This window comes from Micromonospora arborensis (assembly GCF_003205615.1).
GTDB classification, from domain to species: domain Bacteria; phylum Actinomycetota; class Actinomycetes; order Mycobacteriales; family Micromonosporaceae; genus Micromonospora; species Micromonospora arborensis.
Window position 1 is genome coordinate 52,055 of record NZ_PYBV01000012.1, and the last position, 15,993, is coordinate 68,047.

The following is a 15,993-nucleotide window of genomic DNA, read 5'->3' on the forward strand; positions in this document are numbered from 1 at the left end:
AGCCGTCCCTAGACTGCTGCGGGTGACCGGAGAGCGACGACCCCTGGCCGATCGGCCGCTCACCGAGCCGCACCCGTCCCGGCTGCCGCCCGAGCATCCCGACCGGGCCCGGATCCTCGCCACGCACGCCGCCGCGCTGGCCGCCGGGGAGGCTGGTTACCTCGACCCGGCGAGCGGGCTGTTCGTGCTCAGCGCCGGTTTCCTGGCCCGGCGTGGCACGTGCTGCGGGCGCGGCTGCCGGCACTGCCCGTACGTGGATGATCCACCGTCCGGGTAGGCGTCGGCGCGCCGTCGGAACGAGGACTTCCGCCCGACACCGACACCCCGTACGGTGTCCGACGGACATCTGGCGGGCGCCTTCCGCCGTCGGTCGGCGAGAGGGTGGAACGTGCGCGGGCGGATCGTGGTCGTCGGGCTGGCGGGGCTGCTGGTGAGCGGCTGCGCCGCCGAGGCCGAGCCGGTGGCGGTGCCGCCACCGGCACCGATCGCGGTGGACGTGGCGGCGGCCTCGTCGGGTGGCGCCTGCCGGTTGCTGGACTTCACGGTGATCGAGCAGTTGGTCAAGGTGCGCTTCGACGTGGCGGCGGCCAGCGAACAGGGCGATACGCACACCTGCGTGGTCCGTGCCGGAAGCGCGGCGCTGCCGGAGCTGACGCTGAGTGTGTCCGAGACCACGATCGACAAGACCACCTTCGCCGCGGACGTGGTGCCCGACAAAGCGGCGAAGGTCACCGGGCTGGGTCAGCAGGCGTACCGGCGGACCACCGCCGCGGCGAGTGGGCACGGGCCGGTCGCCGAGGTGGGGTGGCTGGCGACCGACGGGAGGCTGGCCACGGTGAGCTGGACCGGTGCGCGGGGCAGTGAGCGCGCGGCGGCGGAGAAGCTGACCGGCGACCTGGCGGCCCTGGCCAAAAAGGTGGACACCCGGGCGCTGTGACGCCTGGGTGTCCGATTGGTCAGTTGGTGGCGCGGTTGGTCGGTGGCGTGGTCAGTTGGCGGCGACGAACACCCGCGAGGCGACCTCGCGGGGCAGCCGCACCCGGTCACCCGACCGGTCGATCGACACCCCGTCGCGCTCCTGCGCCACCGTCACCGTGGCGCCCGGGTCGACTCCGGCGGCGTGCAGTTGGCGCAGCACGTCGGCGTCCTTCTGCACGCTCTCGCAGATCCGGCGCACCACGACCGACCCGGAGAGCCCGGGGAAGGCCAGGTTGCGCTCGCCGTCAGCGGCCTCGGTGGTCTCCGCCGCCGGCGAACCCAGCGCCTGTAGGCCCGGAATCGGGTTGCCGTACGGGGAGCGGGTCGGCCGGTTGAGCAGGTCGTAGACCCGCTTCTCCACCGCGTCGCTCATCACGTGCTCCCAGCGGCAGGCCTCCTCGTGGGCCTCCTCGTAGGGCATCCCGATGACGTTGACCAGCAGCAGCTCGGCGAGACGGTGCTTGCGCATCACCGACACGGCGCTGCCCCGACCCAGCTCGGTGAGTGTCAGGTGCCGGTCGCCCTCGACGGTGAGCAGGCCGTCGCGTTCCATCCGGGCGACGGTCTGGCTCACGGTGGGGCCGCTCTGCTGCAGCCGTTCGGCGATCCGGGCACGCAGCGGCGGCACCCCCTCCTCTTCCAACTCGAGGATGGTGCGCAGGTACATTTCGGTCGTGTCGACCAGGTCGTGAGACTTCATAACGTCAGCGGCCCTCCGGTGCACGATGGTACCTCGGTAAACAGCCAGCGACCGCCGCCGAACCGCGTGCCGGCAATGGGAATGGTGTTGGATGGTCGCCATGTCCGGTACCCAGGAGCTGCTGGTCGAGGTCGATCGGCTCGCCGCCGAGCTCGACCACGCCGATCCGCCCACCCTGCTCGACGTCCGCTGGCGGCTCATCGGCCCGCCCGGTCGCGACGACTACCGCGCCGGCCACCTGCCCGGCGCGGTCTTCATCGACCTGGACACCGCGCTCTGCGGGCCACCGGGCGTCGGCGGTCGGCATCCGCTGCCCGACCCGGCCGCGCTGGAGGCCGCGCTGCGGGCCGCCGGCGTCCGCGCCGGTCACCCCGTTGTCGTGTACGACGGTGGCGACGGCTTGGCCGCCGCACGGGCCTGGTGGACGCTGCGGTGGGCGGGGCACCGCCCGGTGCGCCTGCTGCACGGCGGCTACCCGGCCTGGGTCGCCGCCGACCGGCCCGTCTCCACCGACGCGCCCGCCCCCACTCCCGGCGACATCGTGGTACGCCCCGGTGGTCTCCCGGTGCTCGACGCGGGGCAGGCCGCCGAACTGGCCGCCGCGGACGACGCCGTGCTGCTCGACGTCCGCGCGGCGGCCCGCTACCGGGGCGAGGTGGAGCCGATCGACCCGGTCGCCGGACACGTGCCGGGAGCGGTGAACCTGCCCGCCGGGGAGTACGTCGGCCCGGACGGGCGCTTCCCGGCCGATGTGCTGCGTGAGCGGTTCGCCGCGGCCGGGGTGGCCGACGCGCGAGCCGTCGGGGCGTACTGCGGCTCGGGGGTGACCGCCGCGCAGGCGGTGCTCGCGCTGCACCTGGCCGGCCGCACGGACGCGGCTCTCTACGTTGGATCGTGGAGCAACTGGGTGGCCGACCCGACCCGACCGGTTGCCTCCGGGCCGACATCTGGCCGCTGACCAGCGCGTGCGGTGGGTCGGCGACGGTCCTCGTGCGACGATGGGCTCATGTCCGACGACACGGTTGTGGTGTGGGACGAGTCGCTGCTCGCCTACGACATGGGTGACCATCCGCTCGACCCGGTCCGGGTGGAGCTGACCATCGCGCTGGCCCGTGAGCTGGGCATCCTGGCTCGGCCAGGGGTGCGGGTGGTCAAGCCGGAGCCCGCCGACGACGCCCTGCTCACCCGGGTGCACGATCCGGCCTACGTGGCCGCGGTGCGCGCCGCGCCGCGCGATCCGCTCTTCGCCGGGTACGGGCTGGGCACCTCCGACAACCCGGTCTTCGAGGGGATGCACGAGTCCAGCGCGCTGATCGCCGGTGCCACGGTGGCCGCCGCCGAAGCGGTCTGGCGCGGCGATGCCCGACGGGCGGTGAACGTGGCCGGTGGCCTGCACCACGCGATGCCCGCCCGCGCGTCCGGCTTCTGTGTCTACAACGACCCTGCGGTGGCCATCGCCCGCCTGCTCGACCTGGGCGCCGAGCGGATCGCGTACGTGGACGTCGACGTGCACCACGGCGACGGCGTGCAGCAGATCTTCTGGGACGACCCTCGGGTGCTCACGGTCAGCCTGCACGAGACCCCACTGGCGCTCTTCCCGGGCACGGGTTTCCCGGACGAGACGGGTGGGCCGGGCGCGCAGGGCTCCGCGGTCAACATGCCGCTGCCGCCGGGTGTCGACGACAGCGGCTGGCAGCGGGCGTTCCACGCGATCGTGCCGTCGGTGCTGCGCGCGTTCCGGCCGCAGGTGCTCATCAGCCAGTGCGGAGCCGACGGGCACCGACTGGATCCGCTCGCCGACCTCAACCTGACGGTGGACGGGCAGCGGGCCACCTACCTTGCGATGCGGGCGCTCGCCGACGAGCTGTGCGACGGCCGTTGGGTGGCCACCGGCGGCGGCGGGTACGCCTTGGTCGAGGTGGTGCCCCGGGCCTGGAGTCACCTGCTCGCCGTGGCCACCGGCGACCCCATCGACCCGGCCACGCTCACCCCTGCTGCGTGGCGGGATCTGGTTGCCTCCCGTCGTCTGGGCCGGGAGGTGCCGCTGCGGATGACCGACGACGCCGATCCGTCGTACGAGCCGTGGCAGCCGACCGGCGAACCGAACGCGGTGGACCGGGCGATCGCGGCGACCCGCAAGACGGTCTTCCCGCTGCTGGGGCTCGACCCGCACGATCCGCGGGACTGAGCCGGGCTGTTTCGGTGACGAACCTGAACCAGCCCGTGGACGTGCTGCTCAGCGACGGGAGCACCGTCCAGTTGCGACAGATCGACCCGGCCGACGCGCCGGGCATCGTGGCGATGCACAGCCGGTTCTCCGAGCGCACCCGCTACCTGCGGTACTTCTCACCGTACCCACGCATCCCGGAACGGGACCTGATCCGGTTCGTCACCGTCGACCACCACGACCGGGAGGCGTTCGTGGTGCTGGCCGCCGACCAGATCGTCGCGGTCGGCCGGTACGAGCGGCTCGGCCCGCAGGCGCCGGAGGCGGAGGTGGCGTTCGTGGTGGAGGACGCCTACCAGGGTCGGGGCATCGGCTCGGTGCTGATGGAGCACCTGGCCGACACCGCCCGTCGCAACGACATCATGAGCTTCGTCGCCGAGGTGCTGCCGGCCAACGGGACGATGCTGCGGGTCTTCGCCGACTTCGGCTACCAGGTCCAGCGCGAGTACGCCGACGGCGTGGTGCACCTGAGCTTCCCGATCGCGCCCACCGAGGCGACGCTGGAGGTGCAGCGTGGTCGGGAGCACCGCACCGAGGCCCGTTCGATCGCTCGGCTGCTCGCCCCTCGTGGCATCGTCGTCTACGGCGCCAGCGCCACCGGCCAGGGTGTCGGCGCGGCGGTGCTCGGGCATCTGCGCGACGGCGGTTTCACCGGTTCGGTGGTGCCGGTGCATCCGAGTGCGTCGACAGTGGCGGGCCTGTCCGCGTACCCGTCGGCGGTCGACGCCGGGACGCCGCTGGACCTGGCGGTGGTGGCGGTCCCGCCGGAGGCGGCGACCGCGGTGGTCGCCGACGCCGCGGCCGCGGGCGTGCACGGCCTGGTGGTCATCTCGGCCGGCTTCGCCGAGGCCGGCGCGGAGGGCGCGGCCACGCAAAGGTCGCTGGTCCGCGCGGCGCACGCCGCCGGGATGCGCGTGATCGGCCCGAACTGTCTCGGCGTGGCCAACACCGACCCGACGGTACGCCTCAACGCCACCCTCGCCCCGGCTCTGCCGCCGGCCGGCCGGGTCGGCATCTTCAGCCAGTCCGGCGCTTTCGGGGTGGCGCTGCTCGCCGAGGCGGACCGGCGTGGCCTCGGGCTGTCCAGCTTCGTCTCGGCCGGCAACCGGGCCGACGTCTCCGGCAACGACCTCCTGCAGTACTGGCAGGACGACCCCGGCACCGACGTGATCATGTTGTACCTGGAGACCTTCGGCAACCCCCGCAAGTTCGCTCGGCTGGCCCGCCGGATCGGCCGCGCGAAACCCGTCGTCGCGCTCGCCTCGTCGGCCCGGCCGGTCGGCCTGGGTGACACCGCTGGGCCGGACGAGGTGGCGGTGGCCGCGCTCTTCGCCCAGTCCGGGGTGATCCGGGTGGACACCGTGTCGGAGTTGCTCGACGCGGGCGTGCTGCTGGCCAACCAGCCGCTGCCGGTCGGTGGCCGGGTCGGTGTGGTCGGCAACTCCTCGGCCCTGACCGGCCTGGCCGCCACCGCCTGCGTCGGGCAGGGCCTCACCGTGGCCGACGGCTATCCCCGTGACGTCGGGCCGAGCGCCGGTGCCGCCGAGTTCGCCGCCGCGCTCGCGGAGACGGCCGACGACGAGCGGGTGGACGCCCTGGTGGTGGTGTTCGCCCCGCCGCTGCCCGGCCAACTGGCGGAGGTGGACGCCGACGTGACGGCCGCACTACCGGCCGCTCTCGCGTTGGGCAAGCCGACCGTGGCGACGTTCCTGGTCGGGCGGCTGCCGCCGGGGGTCCCGGCGTACAGCGGGGTGGAGGAGGCGGTGCGGGCTCTCGCCCGGGTGCACCGGTACGCCGAGTGGCTCCGCCGCCCGCCCGGGGTCGCGCCCGAGTTGCCCGGTATCGATCGGGTCGCCGCGCAGACCGCGTTCCGCACCGACGCGACCGACCACGGTGCGCTGCTGGCCGCGTACGGGATCGACGTGGTGGCCTCGGTGCCCGTCGACTCGGTCGGCTCGGCGGTCGACGCGGCGGCGCGGCTGGGCTTTCCGGTGGCGCTCAAGGCGGCCGACCCCGGGCTGCGGCACCGGCTCGATCTCGGTGCCGTCCGGCTCGACCTGCCCGACGAGCCGGCCCTCCGCCGGGCGTACGCCGAGCTGGCCGCGACCTTCGGCGCGGACGCGCTGGTCCAGCCGATGGTTCCGCCCGGGGTGGCCTGCGTGGTCGAGTTGGTGGAAGACCCGGCGTTCGGGCCGGTGGTCGGGTTCGGTCTCGGCGGGGTCGCCACCGAGCTGCTGGGCGACCGGGCCTGGCGGGCGGTGCCGCTGACCGACACCGACGCCACCGAGTTGGTCGACGAGCCCCGGGCCGCGCCCTTGTTACGCGGGCACCGGGGTGCCGCGCCGGTCGACCGGACGGCCCTGGCTGACCTGCTGCTGCGGGTGGGTCAGCTCGCCGACGAGCAGCCCCGGGTGCGGTCGCTGACCCTCAACCCGGTGCTCGCCCGCCCGGACGGCATCTCGGTCCTGCACGCCCAGGTGCAGGTCGGCGGCGTGGTCGCCCGCCCGGACACCGGCCCCCGCCGCTTGTGAGGCCGCCCGGTCAGGCGCGGCTGGAGATCTGCTGGACGCCCCAGGAGTTGCCGTCCGGGTCGGTGAAGAAGACGAAGCCGACGTTGTCCAGTGGATCCGGCACCGGCCGGGGGTTCTGACCCACCACCTGGATGTCGCTGACCTCCACTCCCCGCCCGACCAACTCCTCGTGGGCCTGCTTCAGGTCGGGCACCACCAGTTGCAGGCCCTTGAGCGAGCCCGGCGGCATGTCCGGGACGACGCCCTTGCCGAGCACGATGGAGCAGCCGGAGCCGGGTGGGGTCAGCTGGATGATCCGCGCCTCGTCGCTGATCACCGTGTCGTGGTCGACGGTGAAGCCGAGCTGGTCGGCGTAGAACTTCTTCGCCCGGTCCAGATCGGAGACCGGCACGATCACCACTTCCAACGTCCAGTTCATGGTTGCTCCTCGCGTCGACGGGTCGGCGGATCGATGTCCCAGTCAACACCTCGACAGCACGGAAGGCCCCGGCGAACCGCCAGGGCCTTCCGTGGGAACCAGGGGTCTCAGCAGGCGTACGCCTCCAGGCGCTGCGCCCGCTCCGGGGCGCGCAGCTTCAGCAGCGTCACCTTCTCGATCTGCCGGATCCGCTCCCGGGACAGGCCGAACTCCCGACCGACCTCGTCCAGAGTGCGCTGCCGGCCATCGTCCAGGCCGAACCGCAGCCGGATCACCGCCTGCTCGCGCTGCGACAGGGTGGCCAGCACGATGCTGACCTCGTTGCGCAGCTCGCCCTGGGCGGCAGCGTCGCCCGGCTCGTTGCGCGGGTCCACCGCGGCCACGAAGTCGCCGAGCGCGCTCTCGCCGTCGTCGCCGACGGCCTGGTCCAAACTGACCGGCTCCCGGTCGTAGGAGATCAGCTCGATGACCTGGATCTCGGGGATCTCCAGTGCCCGGGCGACCTCGGCGACCGTCGGTTCACGACCCAGCGTCACCGCCAACTCGCGGCGGGCCCGGACCATCCGGTTGACCTGCTCGACCATGTGCACCGGGATGCGGATGGTGCGGGCCTGGTCGGCCATCGCGCGGGTGATCGCCTGCCGGATCCACCAGGTGGCGTACGTGGAGAACTTGTAGCCCTTGGCGTAGTCGAACTTCTCCACCGCCCGGATCAGACCGAGGTTGCCCTCCTGGATCAGGTCGAGAAACGCCATACCGCGACCGGTGTAGCGCTTGGCGATGCTGACGACCAGCCGCAGGTTCGCCTCCAGCAGGTGGTCCTTGGCCGCCCGGCCCTCCACGACGATCAGCTCCAGGTCGGCCCGCAGCTCCGCGGAGACCGGGGTGCAGGTGGCCAGCTTCTCGTCGGCGAACAGGCCGGCCTCGATCCGCCGGGCCAGATCGACCTCCTGGGCGGCGGTCAGCAGCTTCGTCCGGCCGATCCCGTTCAGGTACGCGCGGACCAGGTCGGTGGAGATACCGCGCTCGTCGGTGGCGTCCAGATCGGCGAGGACCTCGGTGGCCCCGTCGGTGTCGGTCGTGGTGACCGGGCGCACCCGGTGTTCCGTCATCTGCAGGACCATCTCTGTCTCTCCCCGTTTCCACGTCTGTGCCGTGTCTCCGGCCCAGCGGTGTCGCTGTGACACACAGCTTGGCGGGCGGGGCGTAAAACGGGAGTGAGGCGATCGGGCACCCGACAAGAATTGGGCCGGAGCGCTGGTGCGGTGTGTCAACCCGGTGTGTGGTTGCCCGCCACGACTACGTTGCGGACCATCGGCCACCTCGGTCGGCGTGCACACAAGATGGAGGACGGTGTGGTCTTCAAGCGGCTCATGAAGGCGATGGGGGTCGGTGGCCCGTCGGTGGAGACGGTGCTGGCCAACCCGAACTGCCGCCCGGGCGGCCAGCTGGAGGGCCGCATCCAGGTGATCGGCGGCGACCACCAGGTCGACATCGACCACGTGACCCTCGGCCTGGTCACCCGGGTCGAGGTCGAGAGTGGCGACAACGACTACGACACCTCTCAGGAGTTCCACCGCCAGCAGGTCACCGGCGCCTTCCGGCTGGAGCCCGGGCAGCGCCACGACATCCCGTTCCGCTTCGCCGTGCCGTGGGAGACACCGGTCACCGAGCTGTACGGGCAACACCTGCACGGCATGACGATGGGTCTGCGTACCGAGTTGGAGGTCGCCCGCGCGGTCGACAAGGGTGACCTGGACGCGGTGTCGGTGCATCCGCTGCCCGCGCAGGAACGACTGCTGGACGCGTTGCTGCGACTGGGTTTCCGGTTTGCCCGCGCCGACGTCGAGCGTGGGCACATCTATGGCGTACGGCAGACGTTGCCGTTCTATCAGGAGATCGAGTTCAGCCCGGCGCCGCAGTACGCCCGTTCGATCAACCAGTTGGAGGTCACCTTCATCGCCGGCGCGCAGCAGATGCAGGTGGTGCTGGAGGTCGACAAGCGGGGCGGAGTCTTCAGCGAGGGTCGGGACGCCTTCGGCCGGTTCACTGTGGACCACGCCACCGCCGACCGCACCGACTGGACCGCCGAACTCGACAACTGGCTCCGCCAGTCCCTAACCCGCCGAGGCCTCTTCTCCTAACCCACCCCCACCCCCGCCCTTTCTGCGGTTGATCATGAGGTTATTGCCACGACACGCCGAGGTGGAGGGCGATAACTCCATGATCACCGAGGGCGGTGGGGGTGGGGGGAGGGGGGCGGGACTGGGGTGGGGTTAGAGGTCTAGGAGGAGGGTTTGGGGGCCTATGTTGGTGCTTTGGACCAGCATGTGGGCGCGGAAGCGGCCGGTCTCGACCTTGGCGCCCCGCTGGCGCAGCGCTTCGACTACCGCTGTGACAAGTGGTTCGGCGACCTCGGCGGGGGCGGCGGCGGTCCAGCTCGGGCGGCGGCCCTTGCGCGCGTCGCCGTAGAGGGTGAACTGGCTGACCACCAGGATCGGCGCGCCGGTGTCGGCGGCGGACCGTTCGCCGTCCAGGATGCGCAGCTCGTGCACCTTGCGGGCCATCGTCTGAGCAGTCTGCGCGGTGTCGGTGTGGGTCACCCCGAGCAGCACCAGCAGGCCGTTCTCGATCGCACCGACCACCTCGCCGTCCACCGTCACGCTGGCCTGCCCGACGGTCTGCACCACCGCCCGCATCAGCGGATCGCCGGGGTGCCGCTGGCCCCGCCTGCCGCCCGCATCAGGCGGTCACCGGCTCGATGAAGCCCCGCTCCACCAGGTGCGCCACGATCGGGCCCGCCGCCTCGGCCATCTCGTCGGGCTCGACGTCGTGGGCCGCCGCGAGCAGAGCGAGCTGGTCGCGCAACGGCAGCCGACCGTCGGCGCCACCGACCAGCGCCAGCACCAGCGGGTCGATCTCCTCGGTCCAGCGCAGGCCGTGCGGCATCGCGAGGACCTGCCGGTCCACCCCCCAGCCCTCGTCGCCCATGGTGGCCTCCTGCCGCAGCTGGAGCCCCTCGGCGGCCCGGTAGCGCTCGGCGAGCAACGTGTCGGTGTCGCGTACCCGCAGGAAGTCCTGGCGGTCGAACCAGGCGGCGATCTGGTCGCCCAGCGGCGGCTGCACCCGCTGACGCAGATCCTCCACCCGGACCACCGGGTCGGCGTGCCCACTGCGGCGCAGGGACACGATGCCGAAGCCGATGCCCTCCACCTTGTGCGCGTCGAACCAGTCCAGCCAGGCGGCCATCCGCTGCGGGTCGGCGGTCTCGCCGACGTCGGTGAGCCACAGGTCGACGTACGCCATCGGGTCGGCCACCTCGCGCTGGATCACCCAGGCGTCCAGGCCGGTCCCGGCGAACCAGCCGGCCACCCGCTCGTCCCACTCCTCACCGGCGACGTGCACCCAGTTCGCCAGGTACTGCATGGTGCCGCCCTCGCTGAGCAGGCCCGGAGCGGCGGCGGCCAGCTCGGCCCCGATCGCGTCGCCGACCCTGCCGGAGTCGCGGTAGACGTGCGTGGTGGTGCCTGGGCCGACCACGAACGGCGGGTTGCTCACCACCAGGTCGAACCGTCGGCCGGCCACCGGCGCGACCAGGTCGCCGCGCAGCAGCTCCCAGTCCTGGCCGTTGAGGGCGGCGGTGGTCGCGGCGAAGCGGAGCGCCCGCTCCGAAAGGTCCGTGGCGGTCACCGCGGCGGCGTGGGTGGCCAGGTGCAGGGCCTGAACGCCGGAACCGGTGCCCAGGTCCAGGGCGGTGCCGACCGGTCGGCGCATGGTCGCGCCGATCAGGGTCTGGGTGGCCCCGCCGACGCCGAGGACGTGCTCGGCCTGCAGCGGTCGACCCGGCCGGGCGCTGGCCGAGACGTCGGCGAGCACCCACCAGTCGTCGCCGTACGGCTCCAGGTCGATGCCGGCGCGCAGGCCCTCGCCGTACCGCTCGACCAGCCCGCCGGCCAGCGCCTCCCGCACGCTCAGCGGTGCCAGTGCGGCGGCTACCGCCGCCTCCGGCTCAATCTGGTCGCAGATGAACAGCCGGATCAGGGTGCCGAGCGGATCGCCGTCCTCGGTGGCGCGTAACGCTGCCCGGTAGTCGTTGCGGGCGACCGCGGCGGTGGCCTGCGCGCCCAGCCTCTCGGCGATGCCGTTGCTGGTGAACCCCGTCCGGGTCAGCGCGGTCCGCAGCGCGTCGACGCCGGCGGGGGAGAGCAACATGTCGTGTTCGTCCACGCCGTTATCCTGCCACCGGGCGGGACGCCTGGTCAGATGCCTACCGCAGGCTCTTGGCCAGCGCCAGGTCGTCGACGTACTCGCCGTCGATCAGGAATTCGGCGACGTGCCGGCCCTCGACGACGTAGCCGTGGCGTTCGTAGAGCCGCTGGGCGGGCAGGTTGCTGCCGAGCACGCGAAGACTCAGCTTCGTGGCGCCCTGCTCGAGCGCGACCTGTTCCGCCGCGGCCAGCAGCGCCGAGGCGATGCCGAGCCGACGGGCCTGTGCGCTGACGACGAGGCTCCAGAGCGCGTACACGTGTGCCGCCTCGGAGAACGGCAGCTTGGGTTCGACGCTCACGTAGCCGACGATGGCGCCGTCCCGCTCGGCGACGAGGTGCGTCTCCGGCTTCCGCCGGCCGGTGAAGTAGGTGGACATCTCCTCGCTGTGCATCGAGGGGAAGCCGGACCCGGCGGTCCACGAGGTGCGATTGAGGGCGAGCAGTGCCGCGTCGTCAGTGGGGGCCGCCGGCCGGATGGCGGGCGAGCGGGTGGTCCCGTTGATCATTTGGGTTCGTCCCCTGGTGCTGAGGCTTCGATGGTGGAGTCCGTGGGTGCCGATGGCCGCGGGTCCTGTGGGCGGAAGAAGGCGACCGCCAGGGTGGCGGCGGCTTCCTGCGGCTGTGCGCTGTCGCCCAGTTCGTCGAGGAGGGCGGCCAGTCGGGCGGTGAACTCGTCGAACCGCTCCGCGCTGACGCGTGCGTGCTGCAGGCGTACGTAGCGGGGGGTGTTCGGTGCGGCCGCTTCCAGGTCCGCCACGGCGTGCCGCATGAGTACGTCGGTCTGCGTTGGCGCGGGCAGGACGATCTGGCGGGCGGCATGGGCGTAGTACCGCTCGGTCACGCCGCGAACCTTGCGGGTGCTGACCACCCGGATCAGGCCGGCCCGTTCCAACAACCGGATGTGGTAGCTCGAACTGCCCTTGAGGAGGTTGAGCTGGTTGGCGACCTGGCTGATGGTGGCCGGGCCGTCGCGCAGCACACCCAGGATGCGGTGCCGCACGAGGCTGCTGACGGCCCGGAGCTGCTCCTCGGTGGTGACGTGCACCTCATCGGCGGGTGGTTCCGCGGGCGGGGTGTCGACCATGGCAGCAATGGTCAAGCTTCCTTGATCATTAGTCAAGCTGGGGTTGGGGAGTGCTGGCCGGGGTGTCACCGCCGATGGTCGTCGTGTCTGTCCTCGCGGGCAGGGCAAGATGGCAGGTATGACGCTTGTCCTGCCCATCGACCCGGAGGCCAACCGGCTGCTGGAGCGCAGCCCGCTGGCACTGCTCCTCGGCATGGTTCTCGACCAGCAGGTGCCGATGGAGAAGGCGTTCTCCTCGCCGTACGTGCTGGTGCAGCGGCTCGGCCATGAGCTGGACGCGGCGGAGCTGGCCGGGTACGACCCGGAGGCACTGATCGCGCTCTTCGCCCAGCCGCCCGCGCTGCACCGGTTTCCGAAGGCGATGGCGGCCCGGGTGCAGGAGGTCTGCCAGGTCCTGGTGGATCGCTACGACGGCGATGCGGCGTTGCTCTGGTCCGACGTCGCCGACGGGCCGGAGCTGCTGCGCCGGGTCTCCGCGCTGCCCGGCTTCGGCAAGCAGAAGGCGCAGATCTTCGTGGCCCTGCTCGGCAAGCGCTTCGGGGTGACCCCGCAGGACTGGCGGGAGGCGGCCGGCGGTTACGGCGACCCCGGCGCGTACCGGTCGGTGGCCGACGTCACCGACGCCGACTCGTTGCGCCGGGTGCGGGAGTTCAAGCAGCAGGCGAAGGCGGCAGCCAAGGCCAAGGCCGCCGGCTGAGCTGGCCGTTCAGGCGGCGGTGGGGTGCGCCAGCGAGGCCAGTGCGCGTCGGACGTCGGCGAGTGACACGGTCGCCGAGTCGTCCAGGTCGGCCAGGCCGGCCTCGATCCACTGGCGCATGAGCGTGGTGACCCCGATGCCCCGGGCGTCGGCGGCGGCCCGCACCCGCTCGTAGGTCTCCAGCGGCAGCCGGACCGACCGGCTCACCATCGGCACGTCGGTGTCGGGGGTGGGGAGATCCACCGCGGGGCTCTCATCGATCAGCTCGGCGATCCGGTCGTCGCCGCTGTGGAACTGCTTGGTCGCGTCGTTACGGTGCATCGTCACGGCCTCCTGATCTCCCGAGATCTCCGCACGGCCTCGTCGTAGCGCTTGGACTCGATGTCGCTCAGCTCGCGGGCGGAGAGGATGTCCCAGTCGTTGTCGGTGCCATCGGCCTCGGCGAGCAGCACCGCCAAGCGGCGGCCCCGACGCGCGGCGGCGTAGACCACCATCACGTCGTCGCCCAGATGGCGGATGACCCGTCGGGCGCTGTGCAGCGCCTCCCAGACTTCCCCGGGCGTGACGTCGTAGACCCTCAGGTTGGCCAACGCCTCGTCGGTGAAGCTGAACCTGCTGCCCACGCCGCGGAGCGTACCACGCGCGTAACACGCAGTGGGATGAGTCGAATTTCGCTGATCACGGCCGAGCGGTGACAGGATGAGGCGTAACCCCCTCGAGGAGGTCCATGGTGAAGCGTCAGGCGTACCAGCCGATACTGATCACCGACGCCTCGCGCAGCCAGGACGATCAGCTCAACAGTCGCCAGCGCCGTTATGTCCTGATGATGGGCATCCGAGTGTTGTGCATCATCGTCGGCGCGATCCTGGTCGGTGCGAACGCCCCACTGCTCTGGCTCTGGCTGCCGCTGTGCGGCCTCGGCATGGTGCTCATCCCCTGGCTGGCCGTGCTGCTGGCCAACGACCGGCCGCCGAAAGAAGAGCACCGGCTGGCCAACCGGTTCCACCCCCGCCAGCAGGACGACACCCCGCCGATGAGCCTCACCGCCGACGAGCGCCCACACAAGGTCATCGACGTCGAACCCTGACCCGCGAGCGGGCCAGGGTTCGACGGTCGAGCCCGTGCGCCGACGGTTACGGCTGTGGCCGTGCGCCGACAGTTACGGCTGTGGCCGTGCGCCGACGGTTACGGCTGTGGCCGTGCGCCGACGGTTACGGCTGTGGTCGTGCGCCGACGGTGGAGACGGCCAGCGCCCCCAGGTCGGTGGCGCGGTTCAGCGCCGCGGTCGGGCTGGCGCCGGCGAGCCAGGCGGTGAGCAGACCGGCCGCGAAGGCGTCGCCCGCCCCGGTGACATCCATCACCGCCACCCGCCGGGCCGGAGCCACGCAGACCGTCGCGCTGCGGTCGACCCAGACGGCGCCGGCCGCGCCGCGCTTGACGACGACCCGCCGAGCCGTCGCCGACAGCGCCCGCCCCTGCGCCGCCGGGTCCAGCCCGCCAGCCAGCACCGTGGCCTCGTCCGCGTTGACCAGCAGCAGGTCGATGTCGCGTACCCAGGTCAGGAACGCCGCCGCGCCCACCCGCCGCAGCGGGACCGCGGAGGCCGCGTCGACACTGGTGGTGAGCCCGCGCTCGCGGGCGGCGGCCAACGCCCGCAGCCCCGCGTCGCGCGACCCGGCGTCCAGCAGGGTGTACGCGGACAGGTGCAGGTGCCCAGCGTCGGGCACCGCCGCGAGGGCCCGTTCGACGTGCGCGCCACTCAGCAGCAGGTTCGCGCCCCGCTGGCTGACCATGGTGCGCTCGTCGTCGGCGGCCAACACGATCACCGTGCCGGTCGGGTGGCCCTCGACTCGCTCGACTGCGCAGTCGACGCCCGCCCGGTCCAGTTCGGCCACCCGGTCGCGCCCCGCGTCGTCGGCACCGACGGCGCCAACCAGCGTGACGTCCACCCGCTGAGCGGCGACCCAGGCCGCGGTGTTGGCTGCCTGACCGCCGCCGCCGAAACTGATCTCGGCCGCCGTGTCCGAGCCGGCCGCGAGCGGCCCGGACAGCACGGCGACCACGTCCGTGATCACGTCCCCGACGACGACCACCCGGGCCGGTCGGGTCATACGGCGACGGCGGTGTTGCGGGCCGCCGCGGCGACCGCGATCCGCGCGGCCAGGTCGGCGTTGCGCAGGATGATCCGGACGTTCACGGCCAGGCTCGCGCCCTCGGTGGCCGAGTGGAAGTGCGCGAGCAGGTACGGCGTCACGGCCTTCCCGGTCACCCCGTCCCGCTCCAGCAGGGCCAGGCCGTCGGCGAGCGTCCGGTCGTGCAACTCCGGGTCGAGCTGCTCGTCGACTGGCAGCGGGTTGGCGACGAGCAGCCCGCCGGTGTGCACGGCGTGCTCATCCCGGGCGGCGACCACCGCGGCGACCTGCTCCGGCGAGTCCACCGACCAGTCCAGGTCGAAGCCGGCGTCGGTGAGGTAGAAGCCGGGGAACCGGCGGGTGCGGTAACCGACCACGGCGACCCCGAGGGTCTCCAGGCGTTCCAGCGTGGCGCCCACGTCGAGGATCGACTTGACCCCGGCGCAGACCACCGTGATCGGGGTCTGGGCCAGGGTGACCAGATCCGCTGACTCGTCGAAGGTGTGCGCGGCCTCCCGGTGCACCCCGCCCAGGCCGCCGGTGGCGAACACCCCGATGCCGGCCGCGGCGGCCACCGCGCTGGTCGCGGCCACGGTGGTGGCGCCGTCCGCACCGGTCGCCGCCGCCACCGCGAGGTCGCGGACGGAGAGCTTGGTCACGCCGTCGACCGTGGCGAGCCGGGTCAGTTGCGCGTCGTCCAGGCCGACCACCAGTTCGCCGCGGATCATGCCGATCGTCGCCGGGACCGCCCCGGCGCTCCGGACCGTCTGCTCGATTTCCCTGGCCACCCGCAGGTTCTCCGGTCGGGGCAGACCGTGCGAGACGATGGTGCTCTCCAGGGCGACGACGGGCCGGCCGTCGCGCAGGGCTTCGGCCACCTCGGTGCCGTAGCTGATGCGAAAGTCAGTCACACGGGCACCGTACGGGGTCGGCCCCCAACCGGGCTCAAGTGGACCCG

19 protein-coding genes are annotated in these 15,993 nt (G+C 72.5%); 8 read left to right on the top strand and 11 right to left on the bottom strand.

All coding sequences use genetic code 11. From position 1 onward, the window contains the following. Window positions 1–22 precede the first annotated feature (22 nt). Together C7C45_RS10010 and C7C45_RS10015 are read left to right on the top strand one after the other, a co-directional pair. Window positions 23–277 carry a DUF5522 domain-containing protein gene (locus C7C45_RS10010; RefSeq protein ID WP_110563437.1) on the top strand — a complete coding sequence of 85 codons (255 nt, stop codon included), beginning with the start codon at window positions 23–25 and terminating at the stop codon, window positions 275–277. Window positions 278–388: 111 nt separating this feature from the next. Beyond that, entirely contained in the window at window positions 389–937 is a 549-nt protein-coding gene (locus C7C45_RS10015) for a hypothetical protein (protein ID WP_110563354.1), read from the top strand. 51 nt (window positions 938–988) lie between these two features. Here the strand turns inward: C7C45_RS10015 and C7C45_RS10020 are convergent, their stop codons facing one another. Further along, window positions 989–1,678 (bottom strand): iron-dependent transcriptional repressor DtxR, encoded by a 690-nt coding sequence (locus tag C7C45_RS10020; RefSeq protein WP_110563355.1) that lies wholly within the window; start codon window positions 1,676–1,678, stop codon window positions 989–991. 100 nt (window positions 1,679–1,778) lie between these two features. Here C7C45_RS10020 and C7C45_RS10025 point away from each other — a divergent pair, with 100 nt between their 5' ends. The 3 genes from C7C45_RS10025 to C7C45_RS10035 are packed head-to-tail and all read left to right on the top strand — an operon-like array spanning window position 1,779 to window position 6,436. Then, window positions 1,779–2,636, top strand: coding sequence for a sulfurtransferase (locus C7C45_RS10025; protein ID WP_110563438.1), 858 nt, complete (start codon window positions 1,779–1,781; stop codon window positions 2,634–2,636). A gap of 48 nt (window positions 2,637–2,684) precedes the next feature. Next, entirely contained in the window at window positions 2,685–3,866 is a 1,182-nt protein-coding gene (locus tag C7C45_RS10030; protein WP_110563356.1) for an acetoin utilization protein AcuC, read from the top strand. A gap of 14 nt (window positions 3,867–3,880) precedes the next feature. Then, the gene (locus tag C7C45_RS10035; protein WP_110563357.1) at window positions 3,881–6,436 is read left to right on the top strand and encodes a bifunctional acetate--CoA ligase family protein/GNAT family N-acetyltransferase; all 2,556 of its coding nucleotides are present in this window, start codon (window positions 3,881–3,883) and stop codon (window positions 6,434–6,436) included. Between the two features lie 10 nt (window positions 6,437–6,446). On the opposite strand, the gene C7C45_RS10040 is transcribed toward C7C45_RS10035, so the two are convergent. Further along, the gene (locus tag C7C45_RS10040; RefSeq protein WP_110563358.1) at window positions 6,447–6,854 is read right to left on the bottom strand and encodes a VOC family protein; all 408 of its coding nucleotides are present in this window, start codon (window positions 6,852–6,854) and stop codon (window positions 6,447–6,449) included. Between the two features lie 107 nt (window positions 6,855–6,961). Beyond that, window positions 6,962–7,978, bottom strand: coding sequence for an RNA polymerase sigma factor SigB (gene sigB / locus C7C45_RS10045; RefSeq protein WP_110563359.1), 1,017 nt, complete (start codon window positions 7,976–7,978; stop codon window positions 6,962–6,964). Between the two features lie 231 nt (window positions 7,979–8,209). Here sigB and C7C45_RS10050 point away from each other — a divergent pair, with 231 nt between their 5' ends. Further along, complete coding sequence (locus tag C7C45_RS10050) at window positions 8,210–8,998, top strand: sporulation protein (RefSeq protein WP_110563439.1); 789 nt, start codon at window positions 8,210–8,212, stop codon at window positions 8,996–8,998. A 132-nt stretch (window positions 8,999–9,130) separates the two neighbouring features. On the opposite strand, the gene dtd is transcribed toward C7C45_RS10050, so the two are convergent. The 4 genes from dtd to C7C45_RS10070 are packed head-to-tail and all read right to left on the bottom strand — an operon-like array spanning window position 9,131 to window position 12,206. Next, a complete protein-coding gene (dtd, locus tag C7C45_RS10055; protein WP_110563360.1) occupies window positions 9,131–9,553 on the bottom strand; it encodes a D-aminoacyl-tRNA deacylase in 423 nt (140 codons plus the stop codon). A 43-nt stretch (window positions 9,554–9,596) separates the two neighbouring features. Continuing rightward, window positions 9,597–11,081, bottom strand: a complete 1,485-nt coding sequence (locus C7C45_RS10060; RefSeq protein ID WP_208641117.1) for a DUF7782 domain-containing protein — start codon at window positions 11,079–11,081, stop codon at window positions 9,597–9,599. Between the two features lie 40 nt (window positions 11,082–11,121). Next, a complete protein-coding gene (locus C7C45_RS10065) occupies window positions 11,122–11,628 on the bottom strand; it encodes a GNAT family N-acetyltransferase (RefSeq protein ID WP_110563361.1) in 507 nt (168 codons plus the stop codon). After that, window positions 11,625–12,206, bottom strand: coding sequence for an ArsR/SmtB family transcription factor (locus tag C7C45_RS10070; RefSeq protein WP_110563362.1), 582 nt, complete (start codon window positions 12,204–12,206; stop codon window positions 11,625–11,627). Before C7C45_RS10070 ends, C7C45_RS10065 begins: the two co-directional genes overlap by 4 nt. 109 nt (window positions 12,207–12,315) lie before the next feature. On the opposite strand from C7C45_RS10070, the gene C7C45_RS10075 reads away from it, so the two are divergent. Beyond that, on the top strand, window positions 12,316–12,903 hold the full coding sequence (locus tag C7C45_RS10075) for an HhH-GPD-type base excision DNA repair protein (RefSeq protein ID WP_110563363.1): 588 nt from the start codon (window positions 12,316–12,318) through the stop codon (window positions 12,901–12,903). Window positions 12,904–12,912: 9 nt separating this feature from the next. On the opposite strand, the gene C7C45_RS10080 is transcribed toward C7C45_RS10075, so the two are convergent. Further along, a complete protein-coding gene (locus C7C45_RS10080) occupies window positions 12,913–13,224 on the bottom strand; it encodes a hypothetical protein (RefSeq protein ID WP_074318058.1) in 312 nt (103 codons plus the stop codon). A 2-nt stretch (window positions 13,225–13,226) separates the two neighbouring features. After that, entirely contained in the window at window positions 13,227–13,526 is a 300-nt protein-coding gene (locus C7C45_RS10085; RefSeq protein ID WP_110563364.1) for a hypothetical protein, read from the bottom strand. Window positions 13,527–13,630: 104 nt separating this feature from the next. Between C7C45_RS10085 and C7C45_RS10090 the strand changes: the two genes are divergently transcribed. Next, a complete protein-coding gene (locus C7C45_RS10090; protein WP_208641118.1) occupies window positions 13,631–13,990 on the top strand; it encodes a DUF3099 domain-containing protein in 360 nt (119 codons plus the stop codon). A gap of 124 nt (window positions 13,991–14,114) precedes the next feature. On the opposite strand, the gene C7C45_RS10095 is transcribed toward C7C45_RS10090, so the two are convergent. Both C7C45_RS10095 and C7C45_RS10100 read right to left on the bottom strand, forming a co-directional pair. Further along, window positions 14,115–15,014 (bottom strand): carbohydrate kinase family protein, encoded by a 900-nt coding sequence (locus C7C45_RS10095; RefSeq protein WP_110563365.1) that lies wholly within the window; start codon window positions 15,012–15,014, stop codon window positions 14,115–14,117. Beyond that, window positions 15,011–15,946: a pseudouridine-5'-phosphate glycosidase gene (locus C7C45_RS10100; RefSeq protein ID WP_110563366.1), complete on the bottom strand. Its 936-nt coding sequence runs from the start codon at window positions 15,944–15,946 to the stop codon at window positions 15,011–15,013. The genes C7C45_RS10095 and C7C45_RS10100 overlap by 4 nt, the downstream gene beginning before the upstream one ends. Window positions 15,947–15,993: the final 47 nt, after the last annotated feature.

Coding starts and splice junctions, on each gene's coding strand:
- sigB (WP_110563359.1), bottom strand. CDS start 7,978: ATGGTCCTGCAGATGACGGAACACCGGGTGCGCCCGGTCACCACGACC.
- C7C45_RS10030 (WP_110563356.1), top strand. CDS start 2,685: ATGTCCGACGACACGGTTGTGGTGTGGGACGAGTCGCTGCTCGCCTAC.
- C7C45_RS10065 (WP_110563361.1), bottom strand. CDS start 11,628: ATGATCAACGGGACCACCCGCTCGCCCGCCATCCGGCCGGCGGCCCCC.
- C7C45_RS10040 (WP_110563358.1), bottom strand. CDS start 6,854: ATGAACTGGACGTTGGAAGTGGTGATCGTGCCGGTCTCCGATCTGGAC.
- C7C45_RS10025 (WP_110563438.1), top strand. CDS start 1,779: ATGTCCGGTACCCAGGAGCTGCTGGTCGAGGTCGATCGGCTCGCCGCC.
- C7C45_RS10070 (WP_110563362.1), bottom strand. CDS start 12,206: ATGGTCGACACCCCGCCCGCGGAACCACCCGCCGATGAGGTGCACGTC.
- C7C45_RS10075 (WP_110563363.1), top strand. CDS start 12,316: ATGGCAGGTATGACGCTTGTCCTGCCCATCGACCCGGAGGCCAACCGG.
- C7C45_RS10020 (WP_110563355.1), bottom strand. CDS start 1,678: ATGAAGTCTCACGACCTGGTCGACACGACCGAAATGTACCTGCGCACC.
- dtd (WP_110563360.1), bottom strand. CDS start 9,553: ATGCGGGCGGTGGTGCAGACCGTCGGGCAGGCCAGCGTGACGGTGGAC.
- C7C45_RS10095 (WP_110563365.1), bottom strand. CDS start 15,014: ATGACCCGACCGGCCCGGGTGGTCGTCGTCGGGGACGTGATCACGGAC.
- C7C45_RS10080 (WP_074318058.1), bottom strand. CDS start 13,224: ATGCACCGTAACGACGCGACCAAGCAGTTCCACAGCGGCGACGACCGG.
- C7C45_RS10090 (WP_208641118.1), top strand. CDS start 13,631: ATGGTGAAGCGTCAGGCGTACCAGCCGATACTGATCACCGACGCCTCG.